General features: G+C 66.8%; 18 protein-coding genes. 5 read left to right on the top strand and 13 right to left on the bottom strand.

What is annotated here, in order from left to right:
• The first annotated feature begins 24 nt into the window (after positions 1-24).
• Positions 25-342, top strand: a complete 318-nt coding sequence (locus tag ACIBCM_RS15315) for a helix-turn-helix domain-containing protein (RefSeq protein ID WP_399243219.1) — start codon at positions 25-27, stop codon at positions 340-342.
• 204 nt (positions 343-546) lie between these two features.
• Here ACIBCM_RS15315 and ACIBCM_RS15320 read toward each other — a convergent pair whose 3' ends face one another.
• From ACIBCM_RS15320 to ACIBCM_RS15365, 10 genes are all read right to left on the bottom strand, one after another.
• On the bottom strand, positions 547-1,089 hold the full coding sequence (locus ACIBCM_RS15320; RefSeq protein ID WP_399243221.1) for a hypothetical protein: 543 nt from the start codon (positions 1,087-1,089) through the stop codon (positions 547-549).
• 197 nt (positions 1,090-1,286) lie between these two features.
• Positions 1,287-2,033 (bottom strand): hypothetical protein, encoded by a 747-nt coding sequence (locus tag ACIBCM_RS15325; protein ID WP_399243223.1) that lies wholly within the window; start codon positions 2,031-2,033, stop codon positions 1,287-1,289.
• A gap of 232 nt (positions 2,034-2,265) precedes the next feature.
• Entirely contained in the window at positions 2,266-3,066 is an 801-nt protein-coding gene (locus ACIBCM_RS15330) for a hypothetical protein (RefSeq protein ID WP_399243225.1), read from the bottom strand.
• Positions 3,059-4,153 carry a hypothetical protein gene (locus ACIBCM_RS15335; protein WP_399243227.1) on the bottom strand — a complete coding sequence of 365 codons (1,095 nt, stop codon included), beginning with the start codon at positions 4,151-4,153 and terminating at the stop codon, positions 3,059-3,061. Before ACIBCM_RS15335 ends, ACIBCM_RS15330 begins: the two co-directional genes overlap by 8 nt.
• Before the next feature lie 332 nt (positions 4,154-4,485).
• The gene (locus ACIBCM_RS15340; RefSeq protein WP_399243229.1) at positions 4,486-6,306 is read right to left on the bottom strand and encodes a hypothetical protein; all 1,821 of its coding nucleotides are present in this window, start codon (positions 6,304-6,306) and stop codon (positions 4,486-4,488) included.
• On the bottom strand, positions 6,303-7,610 hold the full coding sequence (locus ACIBCM_RS15345; protein WP_399243231.1) for a hypothetical protein: 1,308 nt from the start codon (positions 7,608-7,610) through the stop codon (positions 6,303-6,305). The genes ACIBCM_RS15340 and ACIBCM_RS15345 overlap by 4 nt, the downstream gene beginning before the upstream one ends.
• Positions 7,611-7,827: 217 nt before the next feature.
• Positions 7,828-8,415, bottom strand: coding sequence for a hypothetical protein (locus ACIBCM_RS15350; protein ID WP_399243233.1), 588 nt, complete (start codon positions 8,413-8,415; stop codon positions 7,828-7,830).
• Between the two features lie 186 nt (positions 8,416-8,601).
• Positions 8,602-9,837 carry a hypothetical protein gene (locus tag ACIBCM_RS15355; RefSeq protein ID WP_399243235.1) on the bottom strand — a complete coding sequence of 412 codons (1,236 nt, stop codon included), beginning with the start codon at positions 9,835-9,837 and terminating at the stop codon, positions 8,602-8,604.
• Positions 9,837-10,073 (bottom strand): DUF1963 domain-containing protein, encoded by a 237-nt coding sequence (locus ACIBCM_RS15360; RefSeq protein WP_399243237.1) that lies wholly within the window; start codon positions 10,071-10,073, stop codon positions 9,837-9,839. The genes ACIBCM_RS15355 and ACIBCM_RS15360 overlap by 1 nt, the downstream gene beginning before the upstream one ends.
• Positions 10,074-10,102: 29 nt before the next feature.
• A complete protein-coding gene (locus ACIBCM_RS15365; RefSeq protein WP_399243239.1) occupies positions 10,103-10,543 on the bottom strand; it encodes a DUF1963 domain-containing protein in 441 nt (146 codons plus the stop codon).
• Between the two features lie 386 nt (positions 10,544-10,929).
• On the opposite strand from ACIBCM_RS15365, the gene ACIBCM_RS15370 reads away from it, so the two are divergent.
• Together ACIBCM_RS15370 and ACIBCM_RS15375 are read left to right on the top strand one after the other, a co-directional pair.
• A complete protein-coding gene (locus tag ACIBCM_RS15370; RefSeq protein WP_399243241.1) occupies positions 10,930-14,409 on the top strand; it encodes an AAA domain-containing protein in 3,480 nt (1,159 codons plus the stop codon).
• The gene (locus ACIBCM_RS15375) at positions 14,402-15,799 is read left to right on the top strand and encodes a phospholipase D-like domain-containing protein (protein ID WP_399243243.1); all 1,398 of its coding nucleotides are present in this window, start codon (positions 14,402-14,404) and stop codon (positions 15,797-15,799) included. Before ACIBCM_RS15370 ends, ACIBCM_RS15375 begins: the two co-directional genes overlap by 8 nt.
• A gap of 573 nt (positions 15,800-16,372) precedes the next feature.
• Here the strand turns inward: ACIBCM_RS15375 and ACIBCM_RS15380 are convergent.
• From ACIBCM_RS15380 to ACIBCM_RS15390, 3 genes are all read right to left on the bottom strand, one after another.
• Positions 16,373-16,741 (bottom strand): hypothetical protein, encoded by a 369-nt coding sequence (locus ACIBCM_RS15380; RefSeq protein WP_399243245.1) that lies wholly within the window; start codon positions 16,739-16,741, stop codon positions 16,373-16,375.
• Positions 16,742-16,768: 27 nt separating this feature from the next.
• Positions 16,769-17,209: a DUF4265 domain-containing protein gene (locus tag ACIBCM_RS15385; RefSeq protein ID WP_399243341.1), complete on the bottom strand. Its 441-nt coding sequence runs from the start codon at positions 17,207-17,209 to the stop codon at positions 16,769-16,771.
• Positions 17,210-17,316: 107 nt separating this feature from the next.
• Positions 17,317-17,931, bottom strand: coding sequence for a DUF6461 domain-containing protein (locus tag ACIBCM_RS15390; RefSeq protein WP_399243247.1), 615 nt, complete (start codon positions 17,929-17,931; stop codon positions 17,317-17,319).
• Between the two features lie 199 nt (positions 17,932-18,130).
• On the opposite strand from ACIBCM_RS15390, the gene ACIBCM_RS15395 reads away from it, so the two are divergent.
• Together ACIBCM_RS15395 and ACIBCM_RS15400 are read left to right on the top strand one after the other, a co-directional pair.
• Complete coding sequence (locus ACIBCM_RS15395; protein WP_399243249.1) at positions 18,131-18,556, top strand: DUF4259 domain-containing protein; 426 nt, start codon at positions 18,131-18,133, stop codon at positions 18,554-18,556.
• A 41-nt stretch (positions 18,557-18,597) separates the two neighbouring features.
• Positions 18,598-19,431 (top strand): hypothetical protein, encoded by an 834-nt coding sequence (locus ACIBCM_RS15400; protein ID WP_399243251.1) that lies wholly within the window; start codon positions 18,598-18,600, stop codon positions 19,429-19,431.
• Positions 19,432-19,535 lie beyond the last annotated feature (104 nt).

Raw genomic sequence — 19,535 nt, forward strand, 5'->3', positions numbered from 1 at the left:
TTCAACGGACAGGATGGTGCGCGCATGGTCGGCGGACGCGCCCGCGCACGCTCCCCCCGGGAGCTGACCGATAATCCGGAAGCCTGGCCCGAACAGCCGAGCTCCGACGTCGCCGCCGAAGCGGTGCGCCTCATCGCACGCACTCTCACCGCGGTCCTGGACGACCGGAGCCTGAGCCTGCGTGCGACCGCTGCCGGCTCCGGAGTGAACAGGCAGGCCGTCGCCGACCTTCTCGCGGGACGGTCCTGGCCGGACGTGGCAACGGTTGCCCGCCTCGCCCACTTCACCGGCGCCAACCTGTGGCCGCACAGCATTAACATCGATCGGAAGAGAACGCATTGAGCCTCGATCCACGCCCGAAAACGCCAAACAGCGACCGGGCATGACGAAGTTCGCGGCTCCGCGCATCGAGGGGAGGAGACCTCCATTACCCTCGAACACGCGAGAGCCACCTGCCAGACGGGCGCTCACGCACCCGGCACCGCCGAGTCGATTGGTAGTCCCTCGGCGGTGCCACCTCACCTGCCGCGCGCTCGCGGCCCCGGTTCACTCCTGAGCATCCCCCTGCCGCTGCTCGCCGGCACGGGCCGGAGCGATCGCGAACCAGGCCGTCGGCCCTTCCACCACCCGGCCCTCCTTCACCAGGGCCTTCAGCCGGGACCGAGTGGTCTCCACCCGCCGTCCCTTCGACGTGTCCGAGATGTCCTCGCCGATCGCCGCGGTGATGTCCTTCACGTGCATCGCACGCCCCGCTCCTGCGAGCAGCACCAGCATCCGCTCTCGCGCTTCTTCCCACTCCAACGGGCCGACAGACGCGGCCCCGCTGGAAGGTACTTCTGCATCGGCAGGCTGGGAATAGTCGGCAGGGCCATTCGCCACCGGTTCGTCCGCGGGGGTCTCTGGCGGCTCTTGCGTGACGCCGTCGCCCTGGCTGGCGTACTCCTCGACGGCCAGCGACAACAACGTCTCCCGTGTGATCGTCAGGTGAGCCAGCCGCTCCTCGGCCACCGCAGTCTTCTCGCGTAGTGCCGCCAACTCGCCACGAACGACCGCCTCTTCCTGATCCAGACGCTCGAACAGTGACGTCATGTCGGCCCCGCCTTCACTCGCCAACCCCAGAACCCGATGGCACTCCGAGTCCCCAGCCAAACGTAGGGCCAGCCCCAGCAAGATCGCAGAGGGTGATCGCAGATGCTCCCAACCGACCGCATGTGATCGCCTTGCGCCCGCACTCCTCCAGCAGACGACAACACTCGTCCACGCCGTAGGGTCGGAACATGCCTACCTCAGAAGGGAGGTTCGAGATCGCCGCGGCCATCGCTATGTGGCCCACAGTCCCATGGCTCCTCCTGAAGAGGTTCGATGTCGGTGACGTCGTGGCCCCATGCTTCGAGGGCCTTCCAGGCAACGCGCCGGTTGGGGCCGTCGCTGCTGGTGTCCAGGACGGCCCGCGCGTGCACGGCGAGGTGATCGCGGTGCACGGCGAGCGCGGGGTGCTCGGCGAGGATGAGCGCGGCGATGACGGCGGCTTCGCGCACGTCCTCGTGACTGTCCTGCAGGAAGGGCACGACGGCCCGATAAAGCATCGGGCGCAGGTCCCGGAAGGCCGCCACGATGGTGCCCGGGGTGAGGAAGCCGGGGAAGTACTGCTTGGTGCGGTCGACAATCTCGTCGGAGGCGTCGTAGGCCGTGGAAACCAACCAGTTCAACAGTGCCGCGCGGATTGGGACGCTGCGATACGGCCGAAGGGTCATGGCCGCCGGGTGGGCGAGGATGCCGGCGACATACAGGGCGACGGGGGCAGTGGCTTCGTAGATGCTGTTCTGGTGGCCGACCAGCTCACTCAGTTCCGACAAAGCGGTGACCTGCACCTTGGGATCAGGCTCCAGCAACCGTGCCAGGACTTCGGGAAGGCACTCACCGCTCCCGAAAGCCGTCTGGAGCGAACCCCAATCAGTCTCCGCCAGGACTACCTGGTAGGGCGGCAAGTCAGGCTCGCGGGGCGCCCCGGCCTTGGAGCTGCTGTGGTTCACAGGCCAAACCTAGACCAGACTTCTGACACGATTCCCGCCCGGGCCAGTTGGAAGCCGCTGTCCTTCCGAGGGTGACGGGTGCGTTTGCACTGGTCAGGCATAGGGTCGGTGTTTCGGCGGCAGAGGCGAGGGGTTGCGTCGTCTCTGCGGTGGAGGTGCCGGGATGCCGCCGGTAGAGCCTCCCGGTGTGCTCAAGGTCTCGACAACCCGAGCTGCACCAGAGGCCCTGTCTTCATGCTTCGGCGAGGTTGGGAAGCACTTTCCACCGGAGCCAGGCCAGCATCTGGTCGAGCAGGTGCACTGCCCGTTGCCGAGCAGGGAGTTCGCGTGGGGTGGTTCTCCAGTAGGAGGAGGTCAGCTCGTCGACCCAGGTGTGCAGTGCCTCTTCCGGGGCGGTGCCAGTGAGCAGTGCGAAGCGGAGGAAGCCGGAGAGCGGACGGCTGTCGTGCAGGTCCTCTGCCAATGCTCCCGTTCGTTCCAGCAAGGGGAGGGACGCCGGCTCCTTGGGGAAGCTGGCGCAGAGGGCGGCCAGAGCGAGGCGGACATCCAGGGACGCGGTATCCCAACGGGCCGCCAGCTCTGGAAGCGTCCGCCGGACGGCTGCGCGTGCCCGGGCAGCTGCGGCTGGATCAGTCTGCGGGTGCTGCCGGGGCCAGCAGTCCGCCGTGAGGCGGTCGGTCTCGGCGGCGATGTGGAAGAGGAGCGTCGTCAGGCTGGCTCGCTCATCAGCCGGAACGCGCTCGTCGGAGGCGAGGGCGGCCACCATGGGCACCGCCTGTGCGGTGTACGCGTTACTGATGCCCTGGTGGTGGATGTCGTTGTAGAAGTCGCTTGCGAACTCGCGGTCTGAGGCGAAGGGCCCGAACTCCGGCCCGAAGAGCAGAGCACTGTGCGGCGGCCGCTCGTCGGTAGGTATCCGATCGTCCACCACGGACCGGAAGATGCGCCGCAGACCGGGCTCGAAGCACTCGTCCCGGAAGCGGTCCGCTGCCGCAGCATCCCACTCCTCCGGGGGCGGGAAGGCATCAGCCATCGAATCTGATCCAGGGGACGTCGAACTGCCCGAGAGGGCGCAGGGCGCTGCGGTGGAGGGCGCCGATGCTGACGGCGGCTTCGCCGTCCTCTCCCGGGCCGTCCGAGAGTGCGACCACGATGCCGGGGCCGGCGAGGAAGGTCGTCGGATCGAGTGGTGCCATGAAGGGCCGCAGCGGGACATCCCGCAGCACGGAGCGGAGCAGGGGGACGATCTCGTCGGCGGAGGCGACGGCCTGTGCCAGGTAAGGAGCACTGAAGGTCGCCTCGTGCAGAACGAACTGGAGCAGGAACCTGCTCAGCGGCTCCTGCTCGGGCAGTGCCTCGTCGTCCCGGACGAGCAGGACGGTGTGCTCCCCGTTCTCCGTGTCCGGACGGCGTGGGCAGCACCACGACCAGCATCCCTGAACCTCGCAGGCGAACGAGAAGTGCTCCTCGCCCCGGCCACACCGGTCGGGCTCCGGTTCGTGCACGTAGTTGTGCGAACCCAGGATTCCCGGCCGCTCTTCGGCCAGGCGGTAGAAGGCAGCCAGCGCGGCCGGCACGGCCTCCGCCGACGTGTTGATGCTCGGTTGTGGGGACCGGGCGAACCACGACTCGACGAACAGCGTCAACGCCTCCTGCGGACGCGCCGCCACGAGATCCACCCACGTCGGTGTGGGCAGTACGGGATCGGGAACGGAGGGCCGGACCACCTCCAGCAGCCCGCTGGTCAGCGGCTCGATGAACTCGAACTCGTAGCGGCCGGGCCCCCAGTGGCGGAACTCGGCTCGTCCGAGCAGCAAGCAACCGATACCGACCCTGATGGCGATGCTCACCGGCCGCTGCCGGAGTTCGTCGAAGCTCCAGACGTCCCGGTAGCCGGTCAGCGCCTCGTTGATGTCTGCGGGTACCTCGCCGACCAGACGGAACTGGTCCCGACTCCAGACGCCGCTGGACGCCGGGTCGTCATTGGCGTCGGCGATGATCTGGATCTCCGTGGCACCGACGATCAACGAGGCGCCGGTCAGGTCGAACCTCGTGGCATCAGGACCGAGCCGGTCCAGCAGCGCACCTTCATCGACCCGGACCGGGCTCCTCTGCGGCATCCCGGCAGTGTACGTGGGAAACGATCACCGGCAGGGTGGGGAACGATCTTTGAACGCCTGCTTGCACCGCTGGTCAGTCCCACTCGTGAACACCCCACCGCACGACTGTTCTTGAGTTAGCTCGGGAGTGGTGACGAGATCCCGTCCGATCGCAAGATCGGGTGGGATCTTCGTCGTTTCGGGGGTCGTTCGATGGCTGTTCGGGGTGGTGGATGGCGGCGTATCGGGTCTGGCCGGTTGCTGGGCAGACACTTGGGCCTTGCCAGGACATGCGAACCAGCCCCGGTCGCCCGGGGCTGGTGATGGTGCTGTGTGGCTGTGACGTTGCGCGATCAGAGGTTGGCTGGCGGATGCCGCCCCATGTCGATTGGCGCGGGGACGGAAGACAGGGCGCAACCTGGGGCAGCCGCAATGGAAGCGAAGTCGGTGTCGCAGAGCCGGTTGCCGGTGCGCTCGTAGAGCCAGGTTTCCAGGATGTCCAGGTTCCCGATGGTCACCATGATCGCGATGAGGACCGTCTGGGCCACCTGGCCGGGGACTCGACGGTGCATCGGGTTGCCGATGTCCATGTCGGCGCCCTTGAGGCGGCCGTTGAGGCCCTCGTTATGAGAGCGGATCGGCTTGTAGATCCGCTCCCAGGTGGGGCTGAGGTAGTGGCTGTCCTGCCGGAACTTGGCGTTCTTCAGGTCTCCGGCCGCGTCGGCGGGGACGCTGATCGCGGAGGCCCCGCAGACGGCGGGCAGCGCCTCCTTGCCGGGCGGGTCCGCCCACTCTCTGCCAGGGAGCTGGATGGTCGGGCGAGCCGAGGCGTGGCTGGCGCGGGAGCGGAGATCCGCCAGTTTGATCACGGGCTGAGGCGGGCCAGAGGCGGTCGGTCGAGCAGGCCGGAGGCGTTCTCGGCGTGGACAGTTCACCGAAGGGGACGGTCCGGCCGCCGGGCATTGCAGGCGCACGGTTCCACGGGCATCGGCGTTCTGCTTGAGCTTGAGGAAGTAGGGCAGCCGCTCGGCGACCACCGGCTTCAGGTCGTCGAGTCGTCGGCGGAAGGTCTTGTCGTCCATGCCGTGAGTGGCCTGAGCCAGGGCGTTAGGGATGTTTGGGCAGGCGAGGGAGCCGTCGATCAGTACGGCTCCTTGCCAGCTGCCCTGGATACCACGGTCGGCCGCCTTGTAGTCCAGAGCGAGGCGGTAGCCGAGTCGGCGTACGGGGATCTGGAAGTTCTCCGGCGAACAGCCGGTGTAGGCCCGATCCGCGGCACAGGTGCCTGTTGGCAGCCGAAGCTCGGCGAGGTGCTTCAGCAGGGTGACCGCGTTCTCGCCCGTACGGACGGTCGGAGTGTCCAGGCTGAGGCCGAGGCAGAGCTGCGGGTAGGAAGGCGCGCGGCGGCCCTTCGCGGCCCCTTCGCCTGTGCGGGAGTGGGCGGCGACGAGCAGGCTCGCGCTGTAGCCGAAGATGCCCTTGTCGGAGCCGCCGCTGAAGTGCCAGCCAGCGGTGATCTCGACGGAAGCTGTGCCCGAGCGGTCGCTGTCCGGGTCGGCCAGAACCGGGATCGAGGTGGCGTCCACTCCTACGTCACCGGCCCAGTGCCGCAGGTATCCGCGTTGCTGCGCCAACCGGACCGGGACCAGTACGAGATCGTTCGCCAGCCGTTGGAGCCGGTTCGCGGCCGCGCGGCCGACAGCCTCGTCCCAGACAGCGGAGTGGATGTCCGCCTCCGCTTGGTCCAGGCGCCGGCGCCGATCGCAGCGTGCCGGATCGAGCATGGTCGTGATCCGATCCAGCCCTCGGTAGAGGCGACGACTGGCAGCTATGCACGCACGCGCCGTGGACGGAAGCATCTCGGGGATGCCGAGCCAGGCGCGAGCTGCGGGCTGGAGACGGAAGTGCAGGATCCGCCAGGCGTCGGAGACCGTGGCTCGGCCCGTGTAGTACACGGCGAGCATCAGGCCGGCCAGCACGGTCCGCGGCCGTACGCCTGGTGGCCCGGGACGGCCTCGCAGCATGTCCTCCAACTGCTGGGGCAGACCGGAGCGGTCGAGGACGGTCAGCAGCTGGCCGACCTTGGAGTCGGGGATCTCGGTGAGCCGTCCAGGCCGCAGCCGTGGGCGCGCATGGCGGGCGGCCAGCTGGTCCGCTTCAGGCCGCGCCCTCATGAGCGGCGGCCACGCAGCAAGCGGATCACCTCTGCCCTGGGTAGTGGGGGTACCCAGTGGTGGTAGCCCGCCAAACCGGCAGGGGAGGCCATGCCTGCGGCGGAAGCGACCGCCTCCGGACTGATGCCCTCGGAAAGCCGGTCGACGATCCACGTCGACCGCAGCCGCCGAACGGAGAGCGGCGGCAGACCCGCGTGGGGCCGATGGCGGGCAGGCCAGGACGAGACGAGGTTCTTGGCTGCCGCGACCTTCCGTCCCGGCCGGAAGAGTAATCCGGGTCCGGAGGTCTCTGCCAGCTCGGCCAGCGTGCCTTCCCAGTCGGAATGGCACGCCACGAGTCGGCCGAGCAGCTTCTCCTCCAGCACCGCGACCCCGCCGGAGGTCACGCGAACATGGCTGCCTCGCATGGGCGGGACCTCGCCCGGCATCAGGCCACACCCGGCTCCGAGCGTCATGAGGGCGAGGCCGTCGAGTCGAGCCTGGTCCGGCAGATGGTTCGCCCAATCCCGCAGGCGAGCCAAGTCTCCGGCAGCATAAGGAGGCTGAGGCGTGCGAGGCGAGGAAAGTCGAGCTGGAGGGGCCTCTCCGCGCTGGACCCACACCAGAGCTTCCCGTGCCCGCCGCAGCCAGGTCCGGTAGGTCAGCACTGTCGAGTCCTTCGCCGCAACGCAGCCCGACAGGATGAAGGCGTCGATCGTCTCGGTCCGCAGCCAGGTTCCCGGGTCGCGCGGCAGCCCGCTCCGGTCCGCCCAGACCGCGATCCGGCCGATCACATGCAGCAGATGCTCCGCTGCATAGCAGGTGGCCGGAGCTGTCGCCGCCACGGTGGCTCGCACCAGCTCGGCGACCGGCGCCCACTGCCGATGCGGCAGCCGGGGCCGGTAGTCACGGATCTTGCTGGAGACCTCTGAGCTCAGTGTCACAGACCAACAGAACCGGCTGGACAAGCAGCCAGTGAAGACGTCGAAGGCGATCTTCACGGAAAGGAGTGCATCGACATGGTCGGAGGTTTGGCCCGCAAGACCGCGCCGAGAGACCTTGCCCGCGATCCGGAATCCTGGCCCGACTCCGCCGTCGACGACGTCGCCGCCAGAGTCGTCCAGGCCATCGCCCGCGAGCTCGCGGGCGCCCTGGAGCGCGAGAAGCGAAGTCTGCGGCAGGTCGCCACCGGATCCGGGGTCAACCGGCAGGCCATCGCCGACCTGCTCGCCGGCCAGTGCTGGCCGGACATCGTCACCGTTGCCCGCCTGGAAGATTTCCTCGCTCTCCCGCTGTACCCGCGGGACGGAATGCGCAGTACGCATCAAAATCGGCCTTCCCGTCCTCAGGGAAACCCGTCCCAGGGAACGACGAAATAGGCCACGCGCCCCCGAGGCGAGGCGGATTGCTCTAGCCTCGGGGATGCGTGAGCCACTACGAGGGTCCACGTCACTGGCTCCGAAGAGGGTCCAAGCTCAACGGAGCCCGTCCCCTTCTCCCCGCAATGGGAGGAGGGGACGTCTCATGTTCGGGGTGGCGGCGTCAGGCGTCCCCTCCCTGCGTTTTGGTGACCCGGCGGGAGGCGAAGACGCCGATCGGGTGTTCCACGGCGCGGCCGTTCTTCACCAGCCGCTTGCACGTCGCGCGGGTCGTCTCGATGGGCGCCCGCCCTTCGTCGCCCTTGGTTGGGCGCCCAAGGGCCTCTGTGATGTCCCTGGCCTTCATCGGCCGTCCGGCGCTCACGAGGATCTGCTCGACCGCCTGCATCAACTGCCCGGACGGCGACCGCGAAGGCCCGCTCTGCCCGGCACGCGTCTCCTCAGACGGCTCGATCGGGTCCGACTCGTCACTGGGGGACGCATCGCTGTCCTCGTCTTCCGCGCCAGCTTTCCGCTGAGGGCTTTGATCGTCCTCGGACGGCGCCGAGCGGCCTGCGAGGAGTTCGGCGAGAGCTTCGCTCAGCTGATCGCGAGTGCTCGCGTACTTCGCCGCCTCGACTCGGAGGTCCGCGAGTTCTGCTTCGAGCTCCGAGATCCGCGCCAGCGCCCGATCGGTCTTGCCGGAGTAGATCCCAACAGCCGTCCGCAACCCGGGAGCCGCATCCGGCTCGCCCGCCCCTGTGAAGTCCATCCGCCCTCCTCGGCCCTCCCGTACGACAGGACAACGGCAGTCATCGTAGGGAATGCCAGTCGTGCCCGGCAGCCAAATGGCCAACGAAGTCTGGCAGTTGAGGGACGGAGGGGCCTGAGCCTGCTGTCTGGCGCCCCTGGCCTGCGTGTCTGCGGCGCCAGTCGTAATGCTTAACATCGTCAACAGTTACGGCAGATCAGGCTCTGGCACGATTCCCGACGTCACGTCTTCGAGAACGAGACCCGGAAGGCTGGCCAGTCCCAGACTCTGAAGATCCACGTTCGGGCCGGCTGCCTCCTCCGCAACGCGGGGCGACCAGGAGGCCAGCCGGTCCAGCGTAGGCACCAAGCCTTCTCGGTCGCCACTGAGCAGGGCTGACACGAGCGACACGACATCGGCGCGGGAGCTACCTGCTGGAGCCGGGAGAACGGCCAGCCCTGAACGTGCGCGATGGTCACGAGAGCCACAGAGCGCCGCGAGGGCGGCGAGAGCGAATCGGACGGCATCGCTCTCGTCCTCCCAGCGGGACAGCAGTCTCGGCGGCTCCCTGCCGATGGCCCGCCGTGTCAGGTACTCAGCTGCAGACTCCTCCCAGGCATCCCCGAGTGCGGTGATGCGATCGGCCAGGGAGACCTCTGCAGCCGGCCCCGAAGCAGCAAGCCGCAACAGGTTGCCGAGTAGAACCAGCCGGCTGCCGGGCGCGACGCTGTCGTCGCAGACCAGCTCCATGAGGAATGGGACAGCCTCGACGGTGGTGTCGGTGCAGGTGCCTTGGTGGGCCACGGCATCCGCGAGATCGCCGAGGAACTCGCCCGCTGATCCGTAGGGCTCGCCGAACGCGAACTCCTCATCAAGTAGCCACCCCACGGCATCCGGAGCATCCTCCGAGCTGCCGTACATGCGCTCTGCGACCGCCACCACGGCCTGGACCAGCATTGCGGGCTCACCGACCTCAACGCACTTCCACGGCGGACCGGCCGGAGGCCGCGCGGGATCCTCGGGCAGAGGGCTCGGAAGGGTGACGTCGGCGCCAGCCTGCTCATGGACCAGGCCGTCCCGTTGGAAGGCTTCTTCGAGAGTTGCAGCATGGCCCTCGCTGAACCCCTGCTGAAAACCGGCGTGGGCACGGGCCACGTCGGCCACCCGAATCCGTTCACTTCGGAAGAACGGCTCGAGAGCCATACGCTCGTACCCGCTGTGGACGGCCAGCGAGAAGACCTGCCACCACCCCTCCAGCTCCGGGTCCATCGACGGCTTTCCGTACCAGAAGCTCGACGGAACGAACCGGTAGTGATCGTGGACGCGCACTGCCGTCAGACGGTGGCCCATCCCGGAAAGCTCGGCCGCGGCGGCGCGGGCAGCGTCCTCACTCGGCAGGACCAGCGTGTACTGGACTCCCCAGGCCTGAGGTGCCGCGCTCATCAGCTGCACTGCCAGGTGAACATCGCCCGCTCGAAGTGCCGCTCGGCCAGATCTTCCGGGCGGATCAGCCAGTACAAGGCTCCGGCATCGCCCCACATCATGTCCGCGGCGTCCTCGCTGTCGAACTGGGCCAGCAGCAACCAGTTGCCCGCCTCCTCGGACAGCCGCGGGTCGTCCCAGGACGCCTCGCCGTCCAAGACCGCCTCCGCAATCTCGATCTCCACGGGGTTCTGCACGGAGTGAGCGTGGCCACCGATCTGATGCCTTACCTCATCATCGAACTCCCACAGCGCGTCGAGGAACTCCTGTGAGCAGACGGGGTGGTCGTACCGATTCCCCAGCGGGGCATCCGGAGCGAAGGCGACCCGGACGGACGGATGCCAGGGCTCGCCGCAGTCATCTCCACCCGAGCGGTCAGCGGCACCACCGGATACGGCTTGAGCCCTCCAGGCGTCCCACGATCCGCCACCTGCTCGTCAGCCGCCAGGTAGACCACACGGGCGCCCGCCCAGCTCTCCCGGTCCTCGGCCAGAACGAGAGCCTCGCCGTCGTCCAACTGCCCGTCGAAATAGAAGAACAGCAGAGTCCCCACCTCGGGCAGATCGATATCGAGCACGCCTGTCGGCAGGCCCGCACAGTCGAGCGAGGCTATGAAAGAGAGCGGGCCCTGCCCCTCCCACACCGGCCACTCCAAGGTGGCCGGCAAGGCCGGGAGGCCACCGAGCTGGCCGACCACGTCGTTTGAGCCAGCTGCTGTCTCAAGACGCACGCTAGGGCGAAGCAGACCGAGCCACTCCTCGGCAACCTCGGGTGATAGATGCTGCAACGCGAGAGAGCGTAGGGCATCTCGGGAACCATGTGTCATGCGCCCGATCATCCACGGCGCCACCGACAGAGACCTCGGCAGCCCTCCCGCAGCACGCGCAGCCGCTCAGTCCGTGGCCATGGCGCCCGCGGCCGCGGCTCGTACGAACCAAGGATTTCGGATCCAACATGATTCGACCGGCATGAACTTCATGACGTAGTAAGTCCTCAGAAAGGCCATCACCTGTCTGCCCAACTCCCTGACTGGAAAAGGAAGGAGCTGGCAGGATGATCCGTCTGGGGCGGGATGCACCGGCAGTGGTGCTGAGTAAGGAGCAGCGCGTGGGGGCACAGCAGATGATCAACTATCGTTTCTTGTTGCTCCCCCAGGATCCGCGACCAGGCGGTCTGTCTGAGGTCCGCAAAGCGGTTGACACCAGTGGCGCCTCCGGAGACTACGCTGCTGTCAAGCTGCTCAAGCAGCGGGATGACGAGGTCATTAAGATCTTCCTGGAGCGCGAGACCAGCTCACTGAAGGCGCTGCAGCACCCCAACATCGTCCGGATGCTCGACTCGGGCTGGGATGCCGACCTCGGCCGCTACTTCATCGCGCTGGAGTGGGTCGATCGTAGCCTCAAGGACGACATGGCTGTCGGCAGACCCATCGGCTGGACTTCGTTCTTCGCCCGTATCGGCAAGCCTCTCGCGGCAGCTTTGGCCTACGCGCACTCGCAGAAGATCGAGCACCGGGACCTCAAACCGGGCAACGTCCTGCTGACGGAGGATGGCACGCCCAAGCTGGCCGACTTCGGTATCGCCAAGATCCGGTCCAAGGCTTCCGCCGTCACCGACGAGACGGTGGCGGAGTTTCGCTCCAACCTGTATGCGCCGCCCGAGCAGGAAGACGCGATTCCCTACGTCCGGGACGTCTACGGATACGGCGTCCTGGCCATCCAGGTCCTATCTGGTGGCAAGGCGGGCGACTATCCGGACCTCGCTGAGGTCCTGGCCGAGCTGGATCTGGATACCGAGGTCCGCTCGATCCTGCAGTCTTGCGTCGACTTTGACCCCAAGAAGCGCCCCGCGAACGCGGCCGTGCTCGAACAACGTCTGCTCGATGCCGAGCTGGCATGCAGCAACCAGCAGGCTCGCCAGAGCAACTTCGTATGGCTCAAGCTGACCCGCCGTGCGGCAGAACTCCTCAGCGAGGTCCCCGCTGGCGCGGACCCAGACTGGGACCTGGCCAAGTCCGTGGTTCTCGCCGATCTGGCTGGCGCCGTCCACGCCGATTACGGGCACAACCCGAAGACAGACGAGATCGACAAGGCCACCCTGCGCATCTTCGGGCGTTCCTGGTTCCTCCGGCTCGTCGAGGACGAGCACCAGCGCGACCGGTGCGTGATCGTCGCGGCCGACGCCAGGGGGGAGGAATGGATGGCCAAACGGCGTGAGCGGTCCGTACCGATTGGCCCGGTTCTCACCTGGACCTTCGACGACCCCGGTGAGGATCCCGCCTACGACGGTCTGACCCTCCTACTTGACCGCCTGGATGAGCATCTCGCGCAACGCGAGGAAGCAGCCAAGGCCAGCAGGGAGCAGCACCTCGGCGACCTCTTCGACGGCTGGCGCCGACTGCTCGAAGCCCGCGAAGAAGTCGCAGCCGATGGCAGGCAGAACATCGACTACGAGCGCGTCACCGGAAGCGGCCGCACCCGAGTCTTCCACTTGTCCATGCCCACCACCGCCACCCTGGTCGGCGAGGAATGGTCGGTCGCCCCCAACTCCTACACCCGGCCCTTCGACCGCGGCGAGGTCACCGCCCAGACCGATGACACTCTCGCCATCCGCTTCCGACGACCGGATACTGCCCTTCCCGGCCGCGGAGTCCTGCTGCCGTTCCTCGGCCCCAGCCAGAGCGCCCTGAATCGGCAGCGCGAGGCGCTGACCAACGTCGCTGCAGGCCAGACCGCGAACCCGGCCTTGCACGAGATCATCGACAACCCCGCCACCATTGAGGTCCGGCCGCCTGCCGAGGTCAGGCGCTGGTCCCGCACCGATCTCGACAAGAGCAAGCGTGAAGTCGTCGCCCACGCCCTGGGCAGCCAGGACATGCTCCTGGTCGAAGGCCCTCCGGGGACAGGAAAGACGACCGTCATCGCGGAGATCGTCGAGCAGACGCTCAAGCGTGATCACCACGCCCGCATCCTCATCGTCAGCCAGACTCATATTGCCATCGATAATGCCCTGCGCCGCATCGAGGACGCCGGCATCGAAGGGCTGGTTCGCCTCGGCCGCCCCGACGACCCGCGCGTCGCCGCCAGCGTGCAGCCACTCCTCCTCGACAAGCAGGTCAAACGCTGGACTCAGCAGGTCCGCACCCGGGCCGAGCGCTACCTGGATGGCATCGCCTCCCGGAACAGCCTGGAAGGACGACACCTCAAAGCCGCCCTCATGCTCGAGGAAATGGCCTCCGTCGCTGCCAACCTCGACCACGTCACCCGCAAGCTAGAGGAACTCGCCAGCCAGCCCGTCCCCGACCGCACCACCTCCGCCCGCGAACTCGGTGAGGAAGTCGTCACCGCACGAGCCCGCCGCGATCAGCTCATCGAACAGCGCCACGAGCTCTTTACCGAAGTTCAGCGCATGCTCGCCGGAGAGCTGACCCTGCGCGAAGACCTCAGCACCGCCGACGCGCGTGACGCGGTCGAAGCGCTCCTGGGTACTTCAGGCCCCGGCCAGGAACTCATGCGGCTGCTCCGCCTCCAAGGTGAATGGCTCCAGCGCATCGGAACCGACCAGAACCTGATCACTGCGTTCCTGCGCACACGCCAGGTCGTCGCAGGCACCGCACTGGGTTTCCTCGGTCACCCTGCCGCCCGCGACCTGGAATTCGACCTGTGCATCTTCGACGAAGCGTCCAAAGCCACTGCCACCGAAGCCCTCGTTCCCCTCGCCAGGGCCAAGCGATGGGTATTGGTCGGAGACACCGCACAGCTTCCTCCGGTCGATGAGGACCTGCTGCGCAACCCCAAGATCATGGCGGACCACCAACTCATCCCCGAGCTGGTCACCACCACGCTCTTCGAATACCTCGTACGCAACACCGAGCCTCCGGTCAGGCACATGCTGCTCGAGCAGTACCGCATGACGCCAGCCATCGGGAAGATGATCTCCACCTGCTTCTACGATAAGAAGCTCCTCTCCCTCAGCGACCACACGCTGACCGGATACGAGGTCATCGGCAAGCCTGTTATGTGGCTCGACACCTCGAAGCTGGCCGACCGCCGTGAGTCCGAGCGCAGTGCCACCCAGACCAGCATCTCCAACCGCACCGAAGCCCAGCTGGCCGTCCGCCGCCTGGAAGTCATCGACCATGCCATCGCCAAGGGCGTCATCAAGGTCCCCGCCGACCGCAAGCTCGATGTCCTGGTTATCGCTCCCTATGGCCGCCAGGTCGAAGAGCTGACCCGTCGCCTGGCCTCGGCCAAACTCAAATACCTCACCGCCGAAATCCTCTCCGTCGACGCCGTTCAGGGTCGCGAATGCGACCTCGCGGTCTTCTCCGTCACCCGAAGCAACGCCCGCTCCGAGTTCGGTTTCCTTGGTCAGCCCTACTGGCGGCGCATCAACGTGGCTCTCTCCCGCGCCCGCTTCGGCCTCACCATCGTCGGCGACGCCGCTTTCTGTCGCAGTACGCCTGGCGCTCTGCGCGACGTACTCGATTACATGCGCAACCACCCCGAGGAGTGCGAGATCCGCGATGCCTGACTTCAGCCCCGACAGCCTCCTCGCCGTCCGTTTCAACGACGCCCGCTCCGGTCTGGAACTCGTAGCCATCGTCGACGCCGCCCTGCCCGTCGCCCTCATCACGGCCGATGTCCTCGCGCAGGACCGGAAGCGGCTGCCCTTGCTCGACGAGTTCGTCCTGCGCCTGGTCAACAACAAGGTCACCACTGAGCAGGTCATCACCGGCCTCCTGGGCGTGCCCGAGCTCATGGTCACCCAGGCCGTGGCCCAGCACTTTTCAGACGACTACCTAACCTACGCGCTGCCCCGGCCGGGAGCGGACCCTGCCGACAGGAACCTGCGCCTGACGGGACGGGGAGAGCAGACTGCGCGCGAACTGGCCGCCATCACCCCCGTACGCGTCGAGCAACCGCTCGTCTACGACCAGCTCCTGTGGAAAGCGAGACCTTACGACCGGCACACCGTTATCCCCCGTGGTCAGGCCGACGAACACGACATGATTCTCTTGCCCGCGGCCAAGAGCGGTCCGGTCGAGTCGGGTGACATCTCGGCTGCAGACATCAACGCCCTGTTGCGGGAACGCGGCAACAACGACCGCGAAGTCCTCCAGGTGAGGGCCATAACCCAGGCCAAGGCCCGAAGGGTGATGCCAGCCAAGATCCTCGTCTACGCGAACCCCGATCGCACTGACATCGAACTGGGCGTCGTCGTCGACGGCGAACTCAGTCACGCGCACGAGCTCGCACTGATCGCGGCCGGCGGGGCGAAGGCGCTTGGCATCACCGTGGAGCCCGCGCCCGAGCGGCCGACGCTCGAGCCCGAACTCGAACAGGTCCGTGTTCCCCTTACCGAGGTCACCCAGCAGCGTGCCGAGCGGGCCGCGGTGCAGCTCAGCGCGTCGGCCCCGCTCCCCGATGTGCTCTCTGGGCCCTCACCGGTGGAGCTGAAGATCCGGGCGATCGGCGTCTTCGAGCACCCGGACATCCTCGACGAGGCACTAACCCAGGCTCGGACCCGGATCCTGATCATCTCGCCATGGATCAAGAAGGCGATTATCACCACGGAGTTCCTCGGTAAGCTCGAGACGCGTCTCAACCGCGGGGTCACGGTCAACATCGCCTACGGCTATGAGGAGAACGACACGAAGTCGGATCCGATCGCCATCCGTCGGCTCGAGAATCTCGCCGCGCGCTACCCCGACAAGTTCGAGTTCTCGCGCCTCAAGAGCACACATGCCAAGGTCCTAGTCTTCGACGATGTGTGGGTGACCACGAGCTTCAACTGGCTTTCCTTCAAAGGCGACCGCAACCGCACCTACCGTATGGAGGAGGGCAGCCTCATTCACGACAAGGAGCACGCGGACGCCAAGTATCAGCGCTATCTCGACCTGATCGGACAGCAACGTCAATAGGGGAAGCGGTGTGTAGTCGTCATCGTGTAGCTCGGACTAATGGCGTCAACGACTGCGGCTATGCCTTGCAGGGTGTCTCGGTCGTCCTTCGAGCCGGGACACCAGCTCAGCAGACGACAGGCCCCGCACGAGGGCGAAGCCGTACGCCTCGGCGATGTCTGGAAAGTCGTTCTCGAACCGCGCGTAGTCCGCTCCGGGCTTCGTCATGCCGCTCATCCTTGCCCCTGGGTCTGACAGCCGAAAAGGCCTGCCAGCAGCGGGGTGGGAAACGATCTCCGTCGGTTTGGGAAGCGATCTTCGAACACCTCTGGAGAGCCTGGTCAGAGGCACTCGTGAACACCCCACCGCACGACTGTTCTTGAGTTAGCTCAAGGTCGGTCGACGAGATCCCGGCGATCATGATGATCGCGCGGGATCTTCGTCGTTTCCGGGGTCTGTTCGATGGTGTTCGGGGTGAAGAATGGCGGCGGTCTTCACTGTCGGCGGTGGTGTCGCCTCGGTCCCGGGTGTTCCGGGCAGCTTGAGGTGCCCCGGGGAGCCGGGCTGGTGGTGATCGTCTGTGGTTCGGCCTACTCAGGGTTCGGGATGTCGCGGCGGCGGCAGTCCCGCGTGCACCGGAGGTGCGGTCCGGCTCGCGTTCGGCTTGGACGGTGCGTCGCAGGTGTCAGCGGTGAAGTCGGCGTCGGTGAGGTGGGTGCCGGTGCGCTGGTAGAGCCAGGTTTCGAGGATGTCGAGGTTGCCTGCGGTGACCAGGAGGGCGACGAGGATGTTCTGGGCGACCTGGCCGGGTGCGGGACGGTGTTTGGGGTTGCCGATGTCGATCTCGTCGCCGACCGCTCCGGCCTTCGCACCGGTTCCCCAGCCTCCACGTCGTTCGTCAGGGGCTGCCGACAGTTGACGCAGCGAAAGATGGTCACCTGTAGTCCTCCACGCTGCCTTCACACCAGGAGAGACGATCCGTCATGGCGGTCACGTCGCTTCCGTGGCCCGCCACGCTGCGGTGACACACCCTTCCTCCCAATGCCACCACCCCTTGGCATCGCCATGCTCCAGGAGCTTCCGTATCCGAGGCAGGTCAGCATCCGGTGGAACATCGAGAGCCACCATCCGGAACTGCTCGATCCCCTCGCCCGTCGTGCCCAGGCGGTGGAACGTCTCCAGCACGGTCTGCCGAGCAGCACCCGAGCCACCGTCCCTCAGGACGATCAGACGGATGGTGCAGTTCTCCGAAGCCCGCACCGTCTCACCGGCCCAGCGGACACCTTCATCGTCGACCTCCACCCGGATGATGTCGTCGCTGGCGACTCCACGTACGAACCAGGGCGGGTTGTCCAGCCGCACAGTCCCGTCGCCGAGGTCCACCGCCCACAAGCTCTCCACGCTCGCCGGCGGCCAGCCGTCCTCATCCATCTCCAAACGGAAGTGGACCTTCACGTGGTCGTCTCCGATGCCCGTCACCGCAACATCATCCACATCCCGTCCGCACCGCTCAGCCCCGGAACTACGCACGACCGGCGTCACCGAATCCGCACCGTGGCGCAGGTGAACGTGGTCTCCTTGAGTAGCTCCGGGGTGATGGCGACATCGGTCAGGTGCTCTGCCAGTGCGAACGCCGCAGGTGAGGACAGATCTGTCTCGGGCGTCTCCTCGCCGAAATGGAAGCCGATTCGTTGCAGCACGCCCAGGAGTTCATCGGGAGCGGTGCCTCCCCGGTCATCAGGGAACATGGGGTCGAAGCACAGCCGCAACACCTGGTCCTCCGCCCAGAGAAACGTACCGACGCCGTTGATATTGACGAAGTGAGAGATCCAGCTTGTCCCCGCGGAGGCCGGTAGCGCCCGTTCTTCGGTGACTCCCAGGTAGCCGTTGGGCTCGACCAGCAGGGTCCAAGCACCCACCGTCGTCATGGCGACCAACTGACGGTCACCCTCCGCCGAGTCGAACTGGGCGAAGGCCGCATCAACCACTGCCGCTATACCGCGCAAAGGTGCCTCTGGGCGCCCTTCGAGCCGAGACACCACCTCAGCCGGAGACAGACCCCTCACCAGAGTGAAGCAGTACGCCTCGGCGATGTCTGGAAAGTCGTTCTCGAACCACGCGTAATCCGCCCCGGTTTTCATCATGCCGTCCATCCTGGCCCCTGCCACCGACAGCCGAAGGACGCTGGGGCCGTCGACGGAACCGGAAACGCATCCGCCGGTTCGGCAAGTGCTCCTTCTCCCCTCTGGGCCTCTCAGCAGAGGCCCCGTGGACGTCACCGGAACCGCGTGGACGCCGCTGTCAGTGGCATCTGCCAGGATGCCCCGGTCAACACCACGACCTGGAGAGACCATGGGCACTTGGGATACCGGCCCGTTCGACAACGACACCGCGGCGGACTTCTGCGGCGACCTTGACGAGGCAGCCGCAGACGAACGAGAGGGCATGATCCGCAGCGCTCTCACCCGTGTGATCGATACCGAGAACTACCTCGAAGCACCCGAATCCGACGTCGCGGTGGCCGCGGCTGCCCTCGTCGCCGCGCAATGCCCACAGGGCCCGGCCACCGACTCCGCCCATGAGCCGAAAGAGCCGCTTCCTGACCTCGCCGGCCTGCGGGACCTTGCCCTCCAGGCACTCGACTGTGTCATGACCGAGCCGTCCGAACTGCTCGAGATCTGGGACGGAACACAGGGCAGCGCTTGGCGCGCAGAGATCCACCAGCTGCAGAACGGGCTCCTGCCGCAACCTCTCGGAGAACAGATCCGACTGGTCTGAACAGCCTGCCGACACTATTCGCCCACCACTGGAGGGACGCCATGAGCTGGGACGTGCTCTTGCTCCGCCTGCCCGACGACATCACCTCGGTCCAGCAACTCCCCGATGCATACGAGCCGGCTCCGCTCGGCCGCCTGGACGATGTCCTGGCGACCATCACGTGTGCCGTCCCCGAAGCCGACCTTTCCGACCCCACCTGGGGAGAGATCCTCGGACCCACCTGGTCGATGGAACTCAACATCGAATCAGACGACCCCGTGGACTCGATCACGCTCCACATCCGGGGCTCCGGCGACGACGTCCTCACGGCCGTCTTCCGCCTCGCCGAAGCCCTGCACTGCAAGGTCCTCGACTGCGCCGAAGGAGACCTCATCACTCCACGACAGACACCAGGCTGGCACGCCTTCCAGCAGTACCGCGACCTCCAGGAGCTTCCAGAGGTCCCCGACGCCTGCGTAGCCGACGCAGACCGCGACCACAAAACCCGGTTGGCACCCTCGACCGTGCCCATGGGGTCCTACGCCATCGACCCGAAGCCATGGGGCGCACCATTTGTGCGACCGTCGGCGCACGACCCCGAACCTGATGCATCCGGGAATCGCGCTCTTCTTAAGCCGCCCGAGCTGGACGGAGCGGTCTCCACCGGCCCCAGGAACACGGTAATCGTGCATCCGAAGGACGTGCCGAGCCTCCGTCTGGCCGGCGCGCTGGGCGTACACCGCGGGTGCTGCGGACCGATGGGAACAGAGGGCCGCAACATGGCGTGCGCCCGCGGAGCACTCGTGGCAACCCTTGCCGCGGACTGTCTCGGGCCCCATGAACTGCACCTCGACCCCATCCGTGTGTACGCCTACAACACCGAACCCAAGGCGTGACCTCAGATCCCTCGTCACCCCGGGCCTCACCTCATGCGGTACTGACTCGCCGCGCTGGCCCAAGGGTTAGCCGCCACCCGGCAGAAACGGGGAACGATCACCGT

This window comes from Streptomyces sp. NPDC051018 (genome assembly GCF_044456085.1).
Lineage (GTDB): Bacteria > Actinomycetota > Actinomycetes > Streptomycetales > Streptomycetaceae > Streptomyces.